The organism is Martinezella multihospitum (genome assembly GCF_900094585.1).
Classification (GTDB): domain Bacteria; phylum Pseudomonadota; class Alphaproteobacteria; order Rhizobiales; family Rhizobiaceae; genus Rhizobium; species Rhizobium multihospitium.
This window is the reverse complement of sequence record NZ_FMAG01000001.1, coordinates 1,091,502-1,110,455: the sequence shown is the minus strand read 5'-3', so window position 1 is coordinate 1,110,455 and position 18,954 is coordinate 1,091,502. Positions and strand designations below refer to the sequence as shown.

20 protein-coding genes are annotated in these 18,954 nt (G+C 60.0%); 15 read left to right on the top strand and 5 right to left on the bottom strand.

Translation table 11 applies throughout. The annotated features are described in order from the left end of the window. Positions 1 to 5 precede the first annotated feature (5 nt). The 10 genes from GA0061103_RS35335 (at position 6) to GA0061103_RS04995 (ending at position 8,411) form a co-directional block, all read left to right on the top strand. Complete coding sequence (locus GA0061103_RS35335; protein ID WP_092707640.1) at positions 6 to 890, top strand: carbohydrate ABC transporter permease; 885 nt, start codon at positions 6 to 8, stop codon at positions 888 to 890. Beyond that, positions 887 to 1,726, top strand: a complete 840-nt coding sequence (locus GA0061103_RS05035) for a carbohydrate ABC transporter permease (protein WP_245304659.1) — start codon at positions 887 to 889, stop codon at positions 1,724 to 1,726. The genes GA0061103_RS35335 and GA0061103_RS05035 overlap by 4 nt, the downstream gene beginning before the upstream one ends. Positions 1,727 to 1,733: 7 nt before the next feature. After that, positions 1,734 to 2,534 carry a PfkB family carbohydrate kinase gene (locus GA0061103_RS05030; protein ID WP_141694419.1) on the top strand — a complete coding sequence of 267 codons (801 nt, stop codon included), beginning with the start codon at positions 1,734 to 1,736 and terminating at the stop codon, positions 2,532 to 2,534. Positions 2,535 to 2,670: 136 nt separating this feature from the next. Beyond that, positions 2,671 to 3,132: a phosphonate C-P lyase system protein PhnG gene (locus GA0061103_RS05025; RefSeq protein WP_245304658.1), complete on the top strand. Its 462-nt coding sequence runs from the start codon at positions 2,671 to 2,673 to the stop codon at positions 3,130 to 3,132. A gap of 2 nt (positions 3,133 to 3,134) precedes the next feature. After that, the gene (gene phnH, locus GA0061103_RS05020; RefSeq protein WP_092707636.1) at positions 3,135 to 3,680 is read left to right on the top strand and encodes a phosphonate C-P lyase system protein PhnH; all 546 of its coding nucleotides are present in this window, start codon (positions 3,135 to 3,137) and stop codon (positions 3,678 to 3,680) included. Beyond that, positions 3,680 to 4,774: a carbon-phosphorus lyase complex subunit PhnI gene (locus tag GA0061103_RS05015; RefSeq protein ID WP_092707634.1), complete on the top strand. Its 1,095-nt coding sequence runs from the start codon at positions 3,680 to 3,682 to the stop codon at positions 4,772 to 4,774. Before phnH ends, GA0061103_RS05015 begins: the two co-directional genes overlap by 1 nt. Next, on the top strand, positions 4,771 to 5,682 hold the full coding sequence (locus GA0061103_RS05010; RefSeq protein WP_092707632.1) for an alpha-D-ribose 1-methylphosphonate 5-phosphate C-P-lyase PhnJ: 912 nt from the start codon (positions 4,771 to 4,773) through the stop codon (positions 5,680 to 5,682). Before GA0061103_RS05015 ends, GA0061103_RS05010 begins: the two co-directional genes overlap by 4 nt. Then, on the top strand, positions 5,682 to 6,509 hold the full coding sequence (locus GA0061103_RS05005) for an ATP-binding cassette domain-containing protein (protein ID WP_092707630.1): 828 nt from the start codon (positions 5,682 to 5,684) through the stop codon (positions 6,507 to 6,509). The genes GA0061103_RS05010 and GA0061103_RS05005 overlap by 1 nt, the downstream gene beginning before the upstream one ends. Before the next feature lie 14 nt (positions 6,510 to 6,523). Then, positions 6,524 to 7,270, top strand: coding sequence for a phosphonate C-P lyase system protein PhnL (locus GA0061103_RS05000; protein WP_092707628.1), 747 nt, complete (start codon positions 6,524 to 6,526; stop codon positions 7,268 to 7,270). Further along, a complete protein-coding gene (locus tag GA0061103_RS04995; RefSeq protein WP_092707626.1) occupies positions 7,257 to 8,411 on the top strand; it encodes an alpha-D-ribose 1-methylphosphonate 5-triphosphate diphosphatase in 1,155 nt (384 codons plus the stop codon). Before GA0061103_RS05000 ends, GA0061103_RS04995 begins: the two co-directional genes overlap by 14 nt. 87 nt (positions 8,412 to 8,498) lie before the next feature. Here the strand turns inward: GA0061103_RS04995 and GA0061103_RS04990 are convergent, their stop codons facing one another. Continuing rightward, positions 8,499 to 9,308 carry an SDR family oxidoreductase gene (locus GA0061103_RS04990; protein ID WP_092707624.1) on the bottom strand — a complete coding sequence of 270 codons (810 nt, stop codon included), beginning with the start codon at positions 9,306 to 9,308 and terminating at the stop codon, positions 8,499 to 8,501. A gap of 6 nt (positions 9,309 to 9,314) precedes the next feature. After that, positions 9,315 to 10,508 carry a phytanoyl-CoA dioxygenase family protein gene (locus GA0061103_RS04985; protein ID WP_092707622.1) on the bottom strand — a complete coding sequence of 398 codons (1,194 nt, stop codon included), beginning with the start codon at positions 10,506 to 10,508 and terminating at the stop codon, positions 9,315 to 9,317. A 108-nt stretch (positions 10,509 to 10,616) separates the two neighbouring features. Between GA0061103_RS04985 and GA0061103_RS04980 the strand changes: the two genes are divergently transcribed. After that, complete coding sequence (locus tag GA0061103_RS04980) at positions 10,617 to 11,636, top strand: substrate-binding domain-containing protein (protein ID WP_092707620.1); 1,020 nt, start codon at positions 10,617 to 10,619, stop codon at positions 11,634 to 11,636. A gap of 45 nt (positions 11,637 to 11,681) precedes the next feature. On the opposite strand, the gene greA is transcribed toward GA0061103_RS04980, so the two are convergent. Continuing rightward, complete coding sequence (greA, locus tag GA0061103_RS04975; RefSeq protein ID WP_092707618.1) at positions 11,682 to 12,164, bottom strand: transcription elongation factor GreA; 483 nt, start codon at positions 12,162 to 12,164, stop codon at positions 11,682 to 11,684. A 213-nt stretch (positions 12,165 to 12,377) separates the two neighbouring features. On the opposite strand from greA, the gene GA0061103_RS04970 reads away from it, so the two are divergent. Together GA0061103_RS04970 and GA0061103_RS04965 are read left to right on the top strand one after the other, a co-directional pair. Continuing rightward, the gene (locus tag GA0061103_RS04970) at positions 12,378 to 14,030 is read left to right on the top strand and encodes an alpha/beta hydrolase (RefSeq protein WP_092707616.1); all 1,653 of its coding nucleotides are present in this window, start codon (positions 12,378 to 12,380) and stop codon (positions 14,028 to 14,030) included. A gap of 327 nt (positions 14,031 to 14,357) precedes the next feature. Further along, positions 14,358 to 14,984, top strand: a complete 627-nt coding sequence (locus GA0061103_RS04965) for a LysE family translocator (protein WP_075852990.1) — start codon at positions 14,358 to 14,360, stop codon at positions 14,982 to 14,984. Positions 14,985 to 15,011: 27 nt separating this feature from the next. Here GA0061103_RS04965 and GA0061103_RS04960 read toward each other — a convergent pair whose 3' ends face one another. After that, on the bottom strand, positions 15,012 to 15,695 hold the full coding sequence (locus GA0061103_RS04960; protein WP_092707614.1) for a GNAT family N-acetyltransferase: 684 nt from the start codon (positions 15,693 to 15,695) through the stop codon (positions 15,012 to 15,014). Next, positions 15,695 to 16,186, bottom strand: a complete 492-nt coding sequence (locus GA0061103_RS04955) for a MarR family winged helix-turn-helix transcriptional regulator (protein ID WP_092707612.1) — start codon at positions 16,184 to 16,186, stop codon at positions 15,695 to 15,697. Before GA0061103_RS04955 ends, GA0061103_RS04960 begins: the two co-directional genes overlap by 1 nt. Positions 16,187 to 16,819: 633 nt before the next feature. Between GA0061103_RS04955 and GA0061103_RS04950 the strand changes: the two genes are divergently transcribed. Both GA0061103_RS04950 and GA0061103_RS04945 read left to right on the top strand, forming a co-directional pair. Next, positions 16,820 to 17,629: a WecB/TagA/CpsF family glycosyltransferase gene (locus tag GA0061103_RS04950; RefSeq protein ID WP_092707610.1), complete on the top strand. Its 810-nt coding sequence runs from the start codon at positions 16,820 to 16,822 to the stop codon at positions 17,627 to 17,629. Next, on the top strand, positions 17,626 to 18,879 hold the full coding sequence (locus GA0061103_RS04945) for an FAD-dependent oxidoreductase (protein WP_092707608.1): 1,254 nt from the start codon (positions 17,626 to 17,628) through the stop codon (positions 18,877 to 18,879). Before GA0061103_RS04950 ends, GA0061103_RS04945 begins: the two co-directional genes overlap by 4 nt. Positions 18,880 to 18,954: the final 75 nt, after the last annotated feature.

The window sequence follows — 18,954 nt, the reverse complement described above, 5'->3', positions numbered from 1 at the left end:
GCATCATGCCATTTCGTCTTCGATCGCTGGCCCCCTATCTGTTCGTGGGGCCAGCTGTTTTGTCCGTCGCGATATTCCTCTACGGCCCACTGATCGCATCGATGCTGCTCTCGGTGGTCGACTGGAATCTGCTGTCGGCCGACATCCGCTTTGTCGGCGTCGACAACTATGCGTCGATTTTCGACAATCCCGACTTTCGCATGGCGGCCTGGAATACGCTGCTTTACTGCGCCGTCCTCATCCCGGCCGAGATCGTCATCCCTTTGATCTTCGCGGTGATGCTGCACGCGGTACGCAAGAATCCGCTACAGGGGCTTTATCGCGGCAGCCTGTTTCTGCCGACGATCGTCGCTTATTCGGTCGCAGGCGTTGCCTGGTCCTGGCTCTTCAATCCGGTCAATGGCCTCTTCAACGAAGTGCTCGGCCATTTCGGCTTTCCACCGTCGCGCTGGCATACGGACCCGAACCTTGCGCTGCTCTGTGTCAGCCTCGTCACCTTCTGGAAGACTTTCGGGCTGAACATGTTGCTGTGGCTGGCGGCGCTTGCAAACCTGCCGCATCAGCTGCGTGAGGCATCTGAGCTCGATGGCGCGGGCTCGACGCGGCATTTCTTCGATATCAGCCTGCCGCTGATGACACCGACGGCCTTCTTCATCAGCGTCACGACCTTCTTCCATGTGCTTGACGATATTGTCGGCGTCATCGACGTGCTGACCCATGGCGGACCGGCCGGCAGAAGCTCGAGCCTCCTCTATTTCCTGTGGCAACAGGGTCTGTTGTTCTTCCAGTTCGGGCCGGCAAGCGCAGTTGCCGTCATCATCATCGTTCTCGTGCTCGCCATCACCTGGCTGCAGTTCCGCGTCAGCGAGAAGCGGGTGCACTACAGATGAGCGATATTGGTTACAAGCTTCATAGATTGCTGCTGCACATCGTGCTGATGGCAATCTGCATCGTCACCGTGTTTCCCCTCGTCTGGATGGTGACGGCGGCCTTCACGCCCAATGACATGATCATGGCGAGAGCCTTCCGCCTTTGGCCTGAGAACCCGACGCTATCGAATTTCACGACAGCCGCAAGCCGCCATCCGATCTGGATGTGGCTGTGGAATTCCATGCTGACCGCCACCCTCATCACCGTCGGAAAGCTCGTTCTCTCCGTACCCGCAGGCTTCGCCTTCGGTCGACTGGAGTTCAAGGGGAAGCGGGCGCTGTTCTGGTTCGTCATCGCCACCATGTCTTTCCCGAACGTTCTGGCGATCATTCCGACCTATATCGCCGTGGTGAAGCTCCAGGCCTTCAACACCTACGGCGCGATGATCATCCCATCGATCCCCTATATCGGCTTCTATGTCTTCTACATGCGCCAGGCTTTCCGGTCGCTTCCCGCTTCGATGTTCGAGGCGGCGCGCATGGACGGAAGCGGGTTGTGGCGGCAATTTACCGAGATCGGCATCCCCAATGTCATTCCGGCTATCGCAGCCCTTTCGGTGATTTCCTTCATGGGCGCCTGGAACATCTATCTCTGGGGTCAGCTCGTGCTCGACGATGCCTTCAAGAAGACGCTGACGACGGGCATCGCCGCCTTCGCCGATTTGGAGGGAGCAGAGCGGGCCTGGGGGCCGCTGATGGCAACAAGCCTGTTGTCGATCGTCCCCGTTCTCTTGATCTTCCTGCTGGCACAGCGTTTCATCGTCGATGCGCTAGCACCCGGCATAGACGACAGATAGGCAAGGCATGCCCCGAGTAATCGTAATCGGATCGGTAAACCACGATCGCATTTGGCAACTGGACGCGCCGCTCGTTCCAGGCGGACGGATCCAATTTTCATCCCGCACGACCCGACTCGGCGGCGGCGCCTTCTATACCGGCCTGCAATTGCTGGAATTGGGCGCCGACGTCGCCATCGTTTCCAGGCTGATGCAGGATGAACAAGGACAAACCGCACTCCGATCGCTTTCCACGGCCGGGTTCGATACCGAATACATCGTGATAGCGCCCGGAGAGACGGCGCCACTGGAAATTTTCCTCGAGCCGAGTGGAGAGCGGACGATCCTCGCGCCGACCGGACGGTCCCAATCCCTCACGGTCGCCGACAAGCTGTCCGGCGCGGGCGTCTACATCAATGCCCTTGCGCTCGACGAAAGCCTTGTCGCGCAGATCGATGCCCAGCCGCTCGTTCTCTCGCAATTTCCGTTGCGGCCTGCAACGCCGCGCCCGGCCGATTATGTCATCTCCTCGCGCGACGATGTTCCGGATGATCTTAACCTCGCCTGGCAGCGCGTCGGCCAGATCGCCGGTTCGCGCCTGAAGATGCTGGTGCTCACCAATGGCATCCGCCCCATCACCCTGTTTGACGGCTCACAGGCAGTAGAGGTCGAACCGGCTGCGAAGGTCGACACGACCGATACCATTGGTGCCGGCGACCGGTTCGCCGGCTCTTTCCTGTTTGCCTTGCTGCAGGGTCAGGCACCGGCAGCAGCTGCGCGCGAAGCAAGCCGCATCACGGCGGAATGGCTGCGCCGGCGCAACGCCTAGGGAAAATTCGCGCCACCGCGGAAATCTCGTCGGGCAAGACAAAACACCGTGGACAATTCATTCGAATGAATATACTTATCATTCGAATATTTGAAAGCCCCACTCCCTAAAACAAATCCTGATGCCCGAGGAAACGATGATGACTGAGGAGAAGACTGGCAGTCCGGTCTGCGCATCCTATACCCATGCGCAAGCGCTGGAAATTCTCGCCGCCGGCCGGCCTGGTAACGTCAAGGCAGCGGCCGAGAAGGTGCTCGACACGCTCGGCGAAGTCGACGTCGTCGTCAACCGCACCGGCCTTGCCATGCTGCCGCTGATCGATACCGTTCGCAGCACCGCCTTCCATCTCGGCGAAGTTCTGGTGTCCGAGGCACACATCCGCGTGCCGGATCGCGCCGTGGAAGGCTATGGCGCAATCGTCGGCCGGGATCTCGAACATGCCATGGGAATGGCGGTCATCGATGCCGCGATCGCCGCTGGTCATCAGGCCGAACTCATCCGTGAGCTTCTCGATGCCGAACGGCGCCATCAGGAAGAAGAAGACCGACAGCTGCTACAAAAAGTCGAGGCGACCCGCGTGCAGATGGAGACCTTCTGACCATGGCCAGCAACCTCCTGCCCACCCTCGACGATACCCGCACCAACGCCACCTTCGAGGAACTCATGTGGGCGCTGAGCCGCCCCGGCCAGCCGCGTGAATTGCCTGCCGAGGGCTTCTGGCCGCTGGCCGAAAGCCTGCTCGATCGCGAATGCAGCTTCCATGTGACAAGCGATCCCACGCTGGACCTGAAGATGGCCGCAACCGGCGCAAGGCGGATGCCGCTTGCGGACGCGGATTATGTCTTCGCTGCCCTCGACTCCGCTGAGGACGTCGAAGCCTTGTCGACATTGCGCATCGGCAGTCTGCTGTATCCGGATGACGCCGCAACGCTGTTTGCGCCTGCACGATTTGGTTCCGGACAGCGGCTACGCCTGACCGGCCCCGGCATCAAGGACAGCGTGACGATCGAGGTCGATGGCATCGATCCTGCGTTCTGGTCGATGCGTGCCAGGGCAATCCGCTATCCGCTCGGCTGGGATCTCTATCTCGTCGACGGCAAACGCCTGCTTGGCATTCCCCGTTCCACGACAATCGAGGTGCTCTGATGGCCTATGTAGCAACCCGCGGCGGCGAATACGCCATCGAACAGGCCGAACGGCTTTTCCGCGCCGATCTCGGCCCGATCACACAAGAGCGCGTCGAGGCCGTGCGAACCGGCCTTCCCTATCTCATCGACAGGCTGATGGGCGAAGCTTCGCTTTACGAGCCGGATCTCGCTGCGCTGGCGCTCGCCCAGGCAGGCGGCGATCTCTACGAAGCGATCCTGCTGCTGCGCGCCTACCGCACGACGCAGCCGCGCGTTGCCGTCGCCGAACCCGTCGACCAGCCGGATCTTCTGACGGTCCGGCGCATCTCGGCCGCTTTCAAGGATATTCCCGGAGGCCAGATCCTTGGGCCGACGCTGGATTACTCCCACCGTCTGCTTCAGGTCGACGTGCTGCAAGGCAAGGACTATGTGCCGGAGCCCGTGATCCCTGCTGCCAAGCCCGCGCCGGCGACGCAACCGTCTCTCACCAGTTGGCAGAAAGCGCAAGGACTCATTCCGGATCATCCGGTCGAAGCCGTGGCACCCGAGGAAATCCCCGATCTGACGCGCGAACCGTTGCTGTTTCCGGCCGCACGCGCCCACAAGCTGCAGAGCCTGGCGCGCGCCGATACAGGAGGCACGCTGGCGCTCGGCTATGCGACCATGCGCGGCTATAGCGCCGTGCATCCGACCGTCAACGAACTGCGCCTGGCCCATGCGCCGGTCCGCCTGCGCCATCCCTCCGGTACGGTTTTCAGCGCCGGCCGCGTTCGTGTCAGCCAGACCGAGGTCATTTCCAAGGCGAAGGAATTGCAGTTGGGCTTCTCGGCGACCTTCGGCTGGAACGAGGTGAAGGTGATCGCGGCGGCAACGCTCGACCTTGCCTCCAACCAGCCCGATCCGCATCCGGCCGCCAATGAGGAATTCGTCCTCTATCACACCGAGCCGGTCGAAAGCTCCGGCTTCTGCATCCACTTCAAGCTTCCGCATTACGTGACGTTCCAGTCGACCCTCGATGCGCTGCGCCGCGTCAAGACCGACAAGGACGCTGCCGCCGCAAAGCCCGCCGTCACCGAAGAGCTTGCCCCGCAACAGGAGGAGGTCGCGCTATGAAACTTCAGGAATTGACCAAGCCCTGGATGGCCTTCAACTACGGTTTCCTCGATGAATCCGCCAAGCGCGAAATGCGCCGCCGCATCCTGAAGGCGATTGCCGTTCCCGGTTACCAGGTGCCCTATGCCAGCCGCGAAGTGCCGATTGCGCGCGGCTGGGGAACAGGCGGACTACAGGTGACACTGACGCTGCTCAAACCCACGTCCGTCGTCAAGGTCATCGACCAGGGATCAGACGACTCCGTCAATGCGAGCAGTATCCGCAAGTTCGTCGCGCGGGTTGGCGGCGCCGTCGAGACGGAGGACACGATGACTGCCTCCATCATCCAGTCCCGTCACCGCATTCCGGAGGAAAAACTGCGCGAAGATCAGGTGTTGGTCTTGCAGGTTCCGAACCCTGAGCCGCTTCGCCCGGTGCAGCCGGATATGTCCGTCGCCCGCGAAATGCATGGCGATGCCGATTACGGGCAGCTGTGGCTGGTGCTCTACGAACAGCTCGTCAAGTCGGGCCGGATCATGCAGGGATCGAGCTATCCGAGCATGGTCAACGGGCGGCATGTCATGACACCGTCGCCCATTCCGCGCTGGGATGTGCCGAAGCTCAATCAGGCCGATCACCTGACGATCCTGTCTGCCGGCCGCGAGAAGCGCATTTTCGCCGTGCCGCCCTATACGCGCGTCGAACCGCTTGTTTTCGACGACGTACCCTACCGCGTCGAGGATCATCAGGACAAGACCTGCTACCGCAGCGATGTCACTGGCTTCTTCATGAACGAGCTGCCGCAGGAAGACGGTTCCTCGCAATACGAGCTGTCCGACAGCCATTTCGGCGTGAAGCACATCCGCAAATCTGAATCCGAAGCGGTCGAGATCGGCGATACCTGGTACAAGAATGGAAGGATGGACTGATGGCCGCGCTCGATCCAACTCAATCGGCAGAGCTGACCCGCCAGCCGCCGCGGCTGATGCTGGCCGAACCCATCCTGACCATGCGTGGCATTGCGCGCAATTATGGTGACGTCACGGCCCTCGGCGGCGTCGATGTGACGGTCTATCCGGGCGAAGTCCTCGGCATTGTCGGCGAATCCGGCTCCGGCAAGTCGACGCTTCTCAGAATGATGAATCTCGAGGATACGCCCGACACCGGCAGCTATAATCTGGCCCTGCCGGGACACGAAGGCCGCAATCTCTTCACGCTCGATCGCTTTGAGCGGCGGATGCTGAGGGCGCATCATATCGGCATCGTTTACCAGAACCCACATCTCGGCCTGTTGATGAACCACACCAGCAGCGGCAACGTCGCCGAGCGACTGCTGATTGCCGGTAATCGCAATTTCGCCGAGCTTCGCGAACGGGCGCGCCAATCGCTCGATGCCTCGGAATTCCCGATCGAACGCATGGACGCCAGGCCGAACGAGCTCTCCGGCGGCATGCAGCAGCGCGTGCAGCTTGCCAAGGCAATCGCGCTCGAGCCTGCCGTCCTGCTGCTCGACGAGCCGACGACCGGCCTCGACGTCAGTGTTCAGGCGCTGGTTCTCGATACGTTGAAGCGGCTGCAGCGCGAGCGTTCCATCACCATGGTTCTGGTCTCACATGATCTCGGCGTCATCCGCACGATGGCAGATCGGGTTATGGTGATGCGGCGCGGCAAGGTCGTGGAACAGGGCCTGGCCGACCAGATCTTCCAGGACCCGCAGCACGCCTACACACAGCAACTCGTTCACGCCAAGCTTTGAGGGAAACGCGAGAGATGAACATTCAGGTTTCCGCCCGGCAGGCCACGCCACCGGTGCTGCGCGTCCAAGGTCTTTCGAAGCAATTCGAGATGCATCACCTCAAGCGCACGCTGTTTGCCTTCGAGAATATCGATTTCGAACTGAATGCAGGTGAGTTCATCCTGCTCAAAGGCGAGAACGGCGCGGGCAAATCGACGCTGCTGCGCACGCTCTACCGCTCCTACCTGCCGCGCGCCGGCCACGTCTTTTATCACACGCAGGAAGGGATCATCGATCTCGCGACGGCGGCGGATGTGGATATCGCTGTGCTGCGCCGCCGGGAAATCGGCTTCGTCACCCAGTTTCTCAATGCCCGTCCGCGCGTCGCGGCCGAAGAGATCGTTGCCGAGCCGCTTAGGCTTGCCGGCACGTCACATGCCGAAGCCTTGGCCGAGGCACGGCGCTGGCTCGATGCCTTCGGCGTGAAGAAGCAGCTCTGGTCGGCCTATCCCTCCACCTTCTCCGGCGGCGAGCAGCAGAAGGTCAATCTGGCTCGCGCGCTCATCCTGCCGCAGCGCCTCCTGCTGCTCGACGAGCCGACTGCCTCGCTCGATCATGCGGCACGCAAGGCACTGGTCGAGAGATTGGCGCAACTCAAAACGTCTGGCGTTGCAATGATCGGTGTCTTTCATCATCCCGAAGATGTAAGGGCATTGATCGACCGGGAACTTCATCTGGAAGCCATCAAGATCGAGGACGAGCAAGACGATGTGGTTGAGTAATTTCGAAATTGTATTGCAGGACCGGGTGATCGAACGCGGCGCCATCAGGATCGAAGATGGGCTGATCGCCGATATCAGCGAACGGCCGGTTGAGGGGGCGGAAATAGATGGCCACGGCCGGTTCCTGTTGCCCGGCTTTGTCGACATGCATGGCGACATGATCGAAAAATGCATCGAGCCACGCGTCAATGTCCGCATGCCGCTCGAACTCGGCGTCTACGATCTCGACAAGATGCTCGCCGCCAACGGTGTGACGACGGCCTATGCGGCCGTCGCCTTCACGCCGGCAACTTACGGCCATGTCCGCTCCATCGAGCACACCCACGCGATGATCGAAAAGCTCGCATCGATGCGCGAGGAGCTTTTGATCGACCATCGCATCCATGGCCGCTTCGAGGTGACCTTCCTGCCCGCGATCAAAGAAGCAAAGACCTTGATCGACGCCGGCGCGCTTCACCTGATTTCGCTGATGGATCACACGCCGGGCCAGGGGCAATATCGCGATATAGAGCTTCATATCGCCAACACGGCGAAGGCGAAAAAGATCAGCGAGACCCAGGCGGCGGAGCTGGTAAAACAGCGCATGGCCGCCCGTTCCGAGCATGGCGACAGCACGGACATCATCAGCGGCTTGGCGGAACTGGCCCGCGAGCACGGCGTCGTCCTTGCCTCTCACGATGACGACACCATCGAGAAGGCAGCGCTGCTGCACAGCCTCGGCGCGGCGATCAGCGAATTTCCGATCAATATCGCAACCGCGACCGAAGCGCGGCGTTTGGGGTTGGCAACAGCCATGGGCGCACCGAATGCGCTGCGCGGCCTTTCCTATTCCGGCAATCTTTCCGCGCGCGAAGCCTATGAAGCCGGCGTGCTGGATATCCTTGCGAGCGACTATCACCCATCGGCCATCCTGCCGGCTGTGATCGCGCTTGCGGAAATCGGCAAGGGCGGCTTACCCGCCTCGGTCGCGCTGGCAAGCGCCAATCCGGCAAAAGCGCTCGGGCTCAATGACCGAGGCCGTATCGCAGAAGGCCTGCGCGCCGATCTTCTGATCGCAGAACGCGGCCGAGTGCCGCGGGTTCGAAGCACGATCCGCGGCGGCAAAATGGTCTGGTCCGACGGTAGCATCAAGGGCTTCTGAGCCATTGATCAAGCCAGTTGACGTTTCGTGCCAACACGCAGCCTGCCCATCGGCGGGAGGATTTTCCCTCCCGCCGGTCTTCATGGCTTACATCGCTTTCTCCGGATGTGGCGACCCCTCGTAAGCACCCCAGATCGATTGATCGAAATTGATCGTGGCGCCCGTCATCAGGCCGGATTCCTCCGATGACAGGAAGGCGACAGCGCGCGCGACCTCGGCGGGATCGACCAGCCGGCCGAACGGCTGCTCGGCTGCGGCTTTTGCCAGCCAGTCTTCCGCAGCACCGTGATATTCACGCTGGATGCGATCTTCGCCATCGCTCGACATCCAGCCGATATTCAGCGCATTGACCCTGATGCGGTTTCTAAGAAGCGAGAAGGCCGTGTTGCGGGTCAGCGTATCCAGCGCGCCTTTGGAAGAACAATAGGCGCTGATGAAAGGCTGGCCGGCCATCGCCGACATCGAGGAGATATTGACGATCGTGCCTTCGATGCCATGGGCAATCATGTTCTTGATCGCGTCCTGCATCAGGAAGAAGGGTGCCCGCACATTGACGGCGAACATCCGGTCGAACAGATCCGGATCGGTGTCGAGAATGGTGCCGCGGTCGGTGATGGCGGCGACATTGACGAGCGCATCGATGCGGCCGAATTTTTCCACCGCGGTCGCGATGACCTTGCGGCAATCCTCGACCTTACCGAGATCGGCTGAAACGAAAGCGACCGGTATTTTATAGCGGTCGCTTATCTCCCGCGCCTTGGCTTCACCCTTGGCGGTACTGCGGCCGCAGAGCGTCAGGCCCGCGGCACCGCGCTCGGCAAAAAGCCGGGCGACTTCCACGCCCAGCCCCTGCGTTCCGCCGGTGACGACGGCAAATTTTCCATCCAGTCGGCTCATCTAATCTCAAGCCTCCCTGCGCGCGGCGTGGGCGGCGATGAGCTCGGCAAACCGACCAGCATCGGTTCCGGCATCGATCGCCTCGGCCATGATTGTCGCTTGCGTTTTCGGCGCCAAACCGCCAACAGGCGGATCACTGTCGAGATTGGTCGGGAAGGCATAGCCCTCGGCGGTCGATGCGATCACGTTGGCAGCCTCCGCACGGCTCATCGAGCCGGCATCGAGAGCGGCGACCAGAGCGGGATAAACGGCGACCGACATGCGGCTGCGGTTGACGCTCTCCATCGCCCGCCCAAAGGCTGAGGAGACCTGCAGGAGATTGGCCATGCGGTAGATGTCTTTCGAGACATTGTTGCCGGCGCCGTGCATGACGGCCGGATTGAAGAAGACGGCATCGCCCTTCTTCAGCGGCAATTGCACATGATGCCGGGCGAAATAGGCCTGGAACTCCGGCCGACCGAAGGCGATATAGCCTTCGAAGAAGGTCTGCGAATAGGGCAGGAACAGCGTCGGCCCGCTTTCGAGCGGCATGTCGCAATGCGCGACCGCACCCTGCAGCGTCAACAGCGGCGAAACCGCGTGAATATGGCCGGGATAGGCCTGCATCTGCTGCGGCGACATGAAGCCGAGGTGATAGTCGCGATGCGGCTTCTGCGCGGTGCCGCCCGGATTGACCCGGTTCATCTGCGCGGTCATCTGATAGCCGACGCCGAGCCACGCCTCCGACACCAAGGCGACGGCGGTCGAGGCATAGTAGCCGGCAAAATTCTCCGGGTCTGCCAGGCAATGTTTCTCCAGCGCGTTCCAGATGCGGTCATTGGCGCCGGGCTTGGCAAAATGATCGCCGGCGCCCTTGCCCTTCTCCTTTTCGTCGCGAACGATGGCTTCGAATACGGCAGTCGCGCGATCGACGACTGCCGTATCCGGCATGGCATTCTTGATCACGATGATGCCTGGGCCTGAGGTGAAGGCCTCGACCCACTCGGCCATGAGGGCGCGGCGTGCATCTTCATCCCCGGCAGCACTGCGAACCTGGTCGCCATCATAGATCAGGATGTTTTTCTCAATCCCTGCCGCCAGCGGCCAATCCGCTGGATTGGCGGTCTTTTCGACCAGACTTTTGAAACTATCGAAATTGCCGCAATCGGCCGAAAGCCAAACCTTCTGGCTGCGCCGGCTAGCGAGCGTCTGAGCGTCCATGGTGATCTCCTCCCAAAGTGACGTTGGACTTATGAGATTGATCCTAGTCTCGGCCCGGCCTATGAAAAAGATAGGAAACACCTCAAAAACACCTCAGGACATATCGCCTTGAAATCGCGCTTCCCCTTGAAAGACATCGCGCTACAGGCCGGACTCAGCCTCGCAACCGTCGACCGGGTGATGCATGAGCGTGATGGTGTTCGCGCCGTTACCCGCGCGCGGGTCGCAGCGGCTATTGCCGAACTGGAACGGCAATATGTGCAATCGGGCTTGGCTGGTAGGCGCCTCGTGATCGATGTCGTCATGGACACGCCGCTGCGTTTCTCGTCGGCCGTCCGCGAGGCCTTCGAGGCGGAATTGCCGGGCATGCGGCCGGCGTCATTTTCCGCACGCTTTCATGTAGCCGAGACGATGGCTGAAGCGGAGCTTCTATCGATCCTGCGCGCAATACGTCGTCGCGGCAGCCATGGTGTCGTGCTCAAAGCCCAGTCGACACCAGCGATTGCCGATTTCGCTTCACAACTCATGGCAGCAAAGATCCCGGTCGTTACGCTGGTGACCGACCTGCCGGAAGATTCCCGTATCGGCTATGTCGGAATGGACAATCGAGTAGCCGGCGCAACCGCCGCCTATCTGCTCGGCCGCATGGCCGGCGAACGGACCGGCAAGGTGCTGGTGACGCTATCGAGCAGCCTTTTTGCCGGCGAAGACGAGCGCGAACGGGGATTTCGCGATGTGCTTGCGGCGCGCTTCCCCCATCTTTCAGTCGTCCGGATTTCCGAAGGCTTCGGCGTCGACCGCACGACGGAACTGCTTGTTCGCGATGCGCTGGAACGCGAGCCGGACATCCGCTCCGTCTATTCGGCCGGCGGTGGCAATCGTGCCATCTTGAAAGCCTTTACCGAGGCCCGGCGCGAGTGTGTGGTCTTTGCAGCGCATGATCTCGATCAGGACAACGTCAGGCTGCTCGCCACCAGCGAGATCACCTTCGTCATTCATCACGATCTGCGCCATGACGCTCGCAGCGCCTGCCAGCTCATGCTTGCCTATCACCGAATGCTGCCGGCGGACTTTCAGGTGGCACCGTCGAGGGTCGCGATCGCAACACCGTTCGAGCCCGCGCATTGATCGAAAATTGCAGGCGTGCGCAGAAAGAGGCCACACGGGAAACCGCTATTCGATCGCCGTGATCTCCAGCTCCTCCTTGCCAAGGGTCAGGACATCGCCAACCGTCTTTCCCATCAGCAACCTTGCGACGGGCGAGACGTAGGAAATCGATCCCGCCTTGGGATCGGCCTCGTCCTCCCCGACAATGCGATATTTCTGCACGCGGCCATCCTCACGGCTGTAGGTGACCGTGCTTCCAAAAGCGACGACCTCAGAGGAGGCCGGCGCCGGCATGACTTCGGCGGTGCGAACCCTTTCCGCGAAATAGCGCGCATCGCGCAATGGAATAGCTGTCTGCCGCCGGCGTTCGTTGATATCCTCGATTGCACTTGCTGCTTCATAGGCTTTGCGCGCGTCCTGAAGCTGCGATTCCAGAGCCTTCAGGCCCGCCTCGGTAACGCGATTAGGATGCGAAGAAATCGGCCGATCGGGTAACACGGTTTCCGCGGCCGTTTCAGCGCTTTCTTCCTTCATGAACGCAGTGCTCAATTTTCAAACTCCAGTCCCACCGGCAAATCAGCCTGATACTATAGACCAGATGGCACGCCGGGAGAAATGCGGACAGCCGATCATCGCAACCCCACGAATATGTTCCGGGAGATCTCCTTGGCATTCTGGACGCCATTGCGTAGCATCGCACGAAGCTGCAACACGTCCTGCGGGCAATCCTGGCCCGTGCCAAAGCTACGATGAAGGATCGCCATGCGTCGTCTGGATCAGGAGATGTTCCGCTCCCTCTCTCTCCTCGGCATGGTTCTGGGCCTGATCTTCTTTGCGGCCTCGCTCACCCCCAGCCTGATGCCGCGCTCCTATCTGGTGCAGGGCATACTCTCCGGCATCAGCGCTGGCGTCGGTTACATGATAGGCACGACGCTGACCTGGCTCTGGATCTATTTGCAGCTGCCGGTTCCCCAGCGGTCGCTGAGACTGGCGCGCTGGTCGATCGGCATTGCCTGCCTGATCCTGTGCCTTGCCGCGCTTTGGCATGCGACCTTCTGGCAGAATTCGATCCGCATTTTGTGGAAGATGCCGCCGATCGCCACTGCCGACCCCTATTGGCTCGCGGCCGTGGCAGCGGCGACCTTTCTCATTGCGCTCATTGTCGGGCGTCTTTTTCGCGTCGCGAGCCTGCTGTTTTCGCAATGGCTGGCACGCGTCGTGCCGAGCCGGCTTTCAAAGGTAGTCGGCGCCTTGCTTGCCGTCGCATTGTTCTGGTCGATCGGCCAGGGCATATTGCTGCGGCTTGCGCTCGACGCTGCCGATGCTTCGTTCAAGCAGGCAGACGCGCTGATCGAAGACGATCAACCCATGCCGCAGGCGGACATGAAGACCGGCAGCTCCGCCTCGCTGGTTGCCTGGCAAGGGCTAGGACGCCAAGGCCGGTATTTTGTGACGTCCGGGCCTGGCGCCGGCAATATCTCAAGCTTCTGGAACGCACCGGCAAAGCAACCACTTCGCATCTATGTCGGCTTGAACAATGCCGAAAGCAGCAAGGAACGCGCAGCCCTGGCCTTACAGGAGATGATCCGGCAGGGCGTCTTCGATCGCTCCATGCTGGTCGTGATCGTGCCGACCGGAACGGGTTGGATAGACCCGGCCGCCATGGACACGCTCGAATATCTGCAGCATGGCGATGTCGCCAGCGTTGCGGTGCAATACTCCTATCTGACAAGCTGGATGTCATTGCTGTTCGAGCCGCAGCAGGGCGAGGAAACGGCCGTTGATCTCTTCGATGCCGTTTACGGCTATTGGTCGAAACTGCCTCGTGACAAGCGACCGAAGCTCTATCTTCATGGCCTGAGCCTTGGCGCGATGAACTCGCAGCTATCCCTGGATATCTACAATATCATTGGCGATCCGGTGAACGGCGCGCTCTGGAGCGGCCCTCCCTTCCGCAGTGCCAGATGGAAAGCCGCAACTGCGGCGCGAAGCCCCGGCACGCCGGAATGGCTACCTAGATTTCGGGACGGATCGGTCATCCGCTTCGCAAATCAGCAGCACGCGCCGGACCAATTCGCCGCCCCCTGGGGGCCGCTGCGGGTGATCTATCTGCAATATGCGAGCGACCCGGTCGTGTTCTTCGATGCCGCCTCGGCCTTTCGCGAGCCGGAGTGGATGAAAGCACCCCGCGGGCCTGACGTCTCGCCGGAACTCACCTGGATACCGGTCGTCACCATGCTCCAGCTGCTCTTCGATATGATGATCGCAACGACATCGCCGATCGGCTACGGCCATATCTATGCACCCCAGCATTATATCGATTGCTGGGTCTCGCTGACCGGTGCTCAAATCTCCCCGGAGGATCTCGCGCGCCTGAAATCGCTCTTTGCCACCCGCTTCGGGATGACGAACTAGAGCCTGAACAAGCGGACATAAGTGATGGCATGACGATGATCACGCCGCGCCTGGAAACTCCACAAACAAGACACGGACGCTCCTCAGACGCGAACACTCGTCGAAACCGTGCCGAAGACGCGTTGGGCAGCTCTAGCGGATGACTGGATCGCGAATTATGGATTTCCGGCGACCGTTGGTCGCGCCTTGGCGAGCTACCGGCCCAAACCCAACACGGTTGTTGCAACGATCTCTAAAACGATTAGTCTTCAAGCCAGCTAACAACGACGGATACAAAGTTTCCATGTTGCGGGGACTTTGCAACGGCACTCAACTTCAGAGAGATCGATGGTCAGCCTCGGTGTTTTGACGACTTATATATTGGTGGTGCTCGGCCTGATGGTCATTCCAGGGCCTGCCACGTTGCTCACGCTTGCGAGAGCGGTCAGTGGCGGCAAACGCGTGGGATTGGCAACCGGCGTTGGAATCGCTGCCGGCGATCTCTTCCACACGATGATGGCGACCTTCGGATTGTCGGCATTGCTGGCCACATCCGCGCTGGCCTTCGAGATCGTCAAATATGCCGGCGTCATCTATCTGATCTATCTGGGTTTCAAGGCTTTTGTCGAGAAAAGCGGTAGCATCGATCTGCCGACTGCACAGGCTATCACCCCCATGCGCGCGTTCCGGCAGGGTTTCTTCACGGAGATACTCAACCCGAAGACTGCCCTTTTCTTCCTAGCCTTCCTGCCGCAGTTCATCCATCCGGAAAGCGGATCCGTCATTGCCCAATTCGCGCTTCTGGGAGCCATCTTCGTGACCCTCAGCATCGGCGTGACCTCGCTTCTGGCGGTCGGTGCAGGCTCGATCGGAGGCTGGCTGCGCCGCAACCGCACCATCGGCCGATGGCAGGGAAAGGTCATCGGCACGATCTATATGGCATTGGGCCTGAGGCTCGCGCTGCAGCAGCAGTGACCCGCCTTTACGGCAACAAAGGGAAAATCAAACCGGCTGCCGTTTGACGACACAGAAGTTCATCTCCGCGCGGATGTGAAAGCCCATCGCTTCATAGAGCGCAATAGCCGGAGCGTTCGTGGTGTAGGCGTGCAGATAGGCGGTTTCGCCTCGAGCTGCGATCTCACCAGCCACGAAACGGAAGAGCAAGGTGCCGAGGCCGCGCCCCTGAAAATCAGGATGGGTGCAGAGGCCGCTAAGCTCGGCAAATCCCGTCTGGCGCATGCGCTGGCCCGCCATGGCAACGAGGCGCCCATCGATTTTCACACCCCAGAAGGAGCCGAGGCTCTGCGCGCGCAGCGTAAAGGGGCCAGGCTTCGTGATCGTGGCAAGCGCCAGCATATCGGCGGCATCGGCCTCTGTCAGCGGCACGACCCGGCGATCCGAGATACGTTCGGAAGGGCGCTGCGCCAGCATCTGCACGAGCCTGGCATTGGAAAGGGTCACCAACCCCTTGGGAACGATGATGGGTTCGGCTTCAACGGTCGCCATGACCTCTTCTCCCGAAGGCAGGTTTGCCAGGGCTTCGAGACTTTCGGGTGAATTGTCCGCGGACGCCGCAAAGGGCACGATGGAAGGCGGGTAGCGGCGCGCATGCGCGTTGCCTTCAGCCAGTGACGCGTGGGCGGTTTCAAGGGCGCTCCAGATCGGGCGATCGAGAATGTGGCTCATTATTGCTGCTCCTTGCCGAAGTCGCCGCGTCGCTTGAGCGGAGCTTCGGCCAACCCGTCTTCGATTGCGGCCAGTTGTTGCAATATCGGTCCGGAAAGGTCGCCACAGAGCTCACGGACCGCCTGCTCTATACGCGGCCAGACGAATTTTTTCGAATAAGCGATGAGCTCCTGTCCCTTCGAAGTCAGCGAGATCAGACGGCGGCGCTGGTCTTCGGTCGAGGCCTGCATGTCGACATAGCCCAATTCCAGAAGCTGCGAGACGGTGCGCGTCGCGCCCGGCTGGGTGATGCCGACAGCCAGGGCAAGTTCGCCGATCGTCAGCGGACCGGCGCGATCGATGGCTGCGAGAAACGGATACTGGGCGGACTGCAAAGAGACGTCCAGCTCCTCCATGATCTGCTGCGTGTCGGCCTGCAGACGCTCGCCGATCCGGCGAAACCGGCTGCCGAGACAGAGGAAACCCATCGCCCTCACAATATCTTCAGTCAAATCGGCCTCCGTTTCTCAAATTGCATAAATAGTTATATAACTCGTTATGCAATTGCGATCAAGTGCCGATGTTCATTTGGAAGATACGGACATACAATCTCAATGATTGCATTCACCGGCAGTCCCGGCTTTTACCGATCACTACCGTCCAAAGGCGGACTAACGCTAAGGTCGTATACTGTCTGAATCTGGAACGTGCGGCGGAGCCGCTTTGAGGAAAGGAATAGCTAACGCGCTCCTCCACATATGAGCCAGATGCTACGATACTTCCGATTTTCTCGCGCGAACGGAATTATTCACTAACTACTTAAACCACTGAAATAGTTTTCATAATTTTCTCCATCTTGCCAGCGATTCAACTTCGCATGAAGTTCAGTTCATGCGCATATTATTTCTTTAGAAATTTACATATTAACTGAATACTAATAAACGCCTTAACTTTCCGAGTCATATTAGCTAACCATTACGCAAGCGGAGGTAATGGTTGTGCAAGATATTGGTACAGACTCTCAAAGACATTCAGGAAGAGCTTACTCAATCACGAATGGCGCTCAAAAATCCGGCCACAACGCGTCGGAGGCCGCCGGTGCGTATCTTGTTTCCGAAGAGCAGATTTCAAATCAGGAGAGCCAAATGCAGCCGGCAGACGCGCCCGAACACGGAGCCGCCATTCTTGCTCAAGACCATCCGCTTACGCTTCCGAGCGTGTTGATCGGTGGTTTACCTATCACTGTCGTCAATCGACGCAACGCTGCTTCCTTCATGATCGATGTCGCGCGGAGACGCCGCCGCGACAGCCGGCCCTATTATTTTACGTCGGCCAACGGCGAGGTCGTCGCACGCGTTCATGCCGATGCCAATATCGCCAGACTGTTCCAGGAAGCGGATCAGATCCTGGCCGACGGCCAACCTCTCGTCATGGCGTCACGCTTGCTTTGCAGAGTGCAGCTTCCCGAGCGCGTGGCAACAACGGATCTCTTTCACGATGTCGCCGAACTGGCCGAAAGGGAAGGCATAAGCTTCTATCTGCTCGGAGCGACCGAGACGGCAAACCGCGAAGCCGTCGCCGCCGTGCAAACCCGCTATCCCGGCCTGCGCATCGTGGGCCATTGCCACGGTTACCTTGCCGGAGAAGCCCTGGAACGGAAGCTCGACGAGATCAACACGCTCGCCCCCGACATATTGTGGATCGGCCTTGGCGTGCCGCGCGAGCAGATCTTCGTGCATGATTTTGCCGCGCGCCTTGCCAATGTCGGCATCATCAAGACATCAGGCGGACTCTTCGACCATCTGGCGGAGAGAACGAAGAGGGCGCCAATCTGGGTCCAAAGAGCCGGTTTCGAATGGTTCTGGCGGATGCTGATGGAGCCTCGCCGTCTGTTCTGGCGCTACCTGACGACCAATCCCTACGCCATCTACGCGATCCTGAGGTATTCGAAATGATGAATAGGCGATATCCCGAACTGCCGACGAGCGAAACGGACACCGACATAGCCATTGTCGGCGGTGGGCTTTCCGGCACGCTTGCAGCCTGCCTGCTCGGCCGAGCAGGGTATCGGGTGACGCTCATCGATCGTCATCGCGTCTTTCCCCAGGAATTCCGCGTTGAAAGAATAGGCGGCGAGGCGATCGAAAAACTTCAGCGACTTCAGCTATTTGCACCTCTGTCGACTGCCGCCGTACCCTTCGATGAAATCGTCAACATGCACAAGGGGCACGTGGTGGACCGGACATACGGCCAGCACTATGGATTTTTCTACAACAGGCTCGTCGCGGCGATGCGGAGCGCGCTGCCTGAAACGGTGAATTTCGTCGTCGGCCAAGTCCGCGGCTTGCGGATCGGAGCTGCACACCAACGGATATCGATCCTTGGCCAGGACGAAATCACCGCGCGATTGCTGGTCATCGCGACCGGTATGGGCGATACCCTGCGCCGGGATCTCGGGATTCTGCATCGACAGATCAGCGATAGGCGCCCGCTGGCATTCGGTTTCAACATTCGTCCGCTGCGATCCAATAGATTTCGCCACACGGCCCTGACATATCATGGCGACGGCGATGGAATAGATCATCTCAATCTGTTTCCGGTCCCTGGAACGACACGAGCCAACCTCTTTCTGTTCCGAGATCCGCGAGATCCGTGGGTCAGGTCGCTGCATGACGATCTGAAACAGATGCTTACGGCTGCCTTCCCGTCACTTGTCGACACTTTTGGCGACTTTGAAATCGGCAGCCGGATCGATAGCTGGCTCACCGATATCACAGCCGCCGACAATTGCCGACAGGATGGCGTCGTGCTGATCGGAGATGCTTACCTGACTTCCTGTCCGGCAAGCGGCCTGGGCGTCAGCCGGCTTCTGACCGATGTAGAGCGCCTGTGCTGCACATATGTCCCGCAATGGATGACAGAAACGGCCATCGATCACACCAAGATCGCCGCTTATTATGACGACCCGGAAAAGCTTGATATGGACATCAGTTCGGTGCAAATGACCGATCGTCACTTCAATTTGACGACGAAAACCGATGTCGGTTGGCGCCTGCGCCGCCAGTTCCATTTCATGCGGCGACGCGTGCTATACGGCATCGAAAGCATAAGTCCAGCTCTTGCCACAAGGCTTCACCAGCTCAAGACGATACGCGCCCGGTCTGCGCTGCGATCGGCGGTGTTGAACACGAAACCGATGGCATAGCCAGACTGACAAGCTGGAAATGATGCTTCGGGAAATATTCGTTAATAGAAATATAGTATGTTTCTAAAATGTGAA

What these genes read in the sequence shown, in the direction of transcription:
- GA0061103_RS35335 (WP_092707640.1), top strand. Translation starts at nt 6, where the DNA reads ATGCCATTTCGTCTTCGATCGCTGGCCCCCTATCTGTTCGTGGGGCCA.
- GA0061103_RS05035 (WP_245304659.1), top strand. Translation starts at nt 887, where the DNA reads ATGAGCGATATTGGTTACAAGCTTCATAGATTGCTGCTGCACATCGTG.
- GA0061103_RS05030 (WP_141694419.1), top strand. Translation starts at nt 1,734, where the DNA reads ATGCCCCGAGTAATCGTAATCGGATCGGTAAACCACGATCGCATTTGG.
- GA0061103_RS05025 (WP_245304658.1), top strand. Translation starts at nt 2,671, where the DNA reads ATGATGACTGAGGAGAAGACTGGCAGTCCGGTCTGCGCATCCTATACC.
- phnH (WP_092707636.1), top strand. Translation starts at nt 3,135, where the DNA reads ATGGCCAGCAACCTCCTGCCCACCCTCGACGATACCCGCACCAACGCC.
- GA0061103_RS05015 (WP_092707634.1), top strand. Translation starts at nt 3,680, where the DNA reads ATGGCCTATGTAGCAACCCGCGGCGGCGAATACGCCATCGAACAGGCC.
- GA0061103_RS05010 (WP_092707632.1), top strand. Translation starts at nt 4,771, where the DNA reads ATGAAACTTCAGGAATTGACCAAGCCCTGGATGGCCTTCAACTACGGT.
- GA0061103_RS05005 (WP_092707630.1), top strand. Translation starts at nt 5,682, where the DNA reads ATGGCCGCGCTCGATCCAACTCAATCGGCAGAGCTGACCCGCCAGCCG.
- GA0061103_RS05000 (WP_092707628.1), top strand. Translation starts at nt 6,524, where the DNA reads ATGAACATTCAGGTTTCCGCCCGGCAGGCCACGCCACCGGTGCTGCGC.
- GA0061103_RS04995 (WP_092707626.1), top strand. Translation starts at nt 7,257, where the DNA reads ATGTGGTTGAGTAATTTCGAAATTGTATTGCAGGACCGGGTGATCGAA.
- GA0061103_RS04990 (WP_092707624.1), bottom strand. Translation starts at nt 9,308, where the DNA reads ATGAGCCGACTGGATGGAAAATTTGCCGTCGTCACCGGCGGAACGCAG.
- GA0061103_RS04985 (WP_092707622.1), bottom strand. Translation starts at nt 10,508, where the DNA reads ATGGACGCTCAGACGCTCGCTAGCCGGCGCAGCCAGAAGGTTTGGCTT.
- GA0061103_RS04970 (WP_092707616.1), top strand. Translation starts at nt 12,378, where the DNA reads ATGCGTCGTCTGGATCAGGAGATGTTCCGCTCCCTCTCTCTCCTCGGC.
- GA0061103_RS04965 (WP_075852990.1), top strand. Translation starts at nt 14,358, where the DNA reads ATGGTCAGCCTCGGTGTTTTGACGACTTATATATTGGTGGTGCTCGGC.
- GA0061103_RS04960 (WP_092707614.1), bottom strand. Translation starts at nt 15,695, where the DNA reads ATGAGCCACATTCTCGATCGCCCGATCTGGAGCGCCCTTGAAACCGCC.
- GA0061103_RS04950 (WP_092707610.1), top strand. Translation starts at nt 16,820, where the DNA reads ATGCAGCCGGCAGACGCGCCCGAACACGGAGCCGCCATTCTTGCTCAA.
- GA0061103_RS04945 (WP_092707608.1), top strand. Translation starts at nt 17,626, where the DNA reads ATGATGAATAGGCGATATCCCGAACTGCCGACGAGCGAAACGGACACC.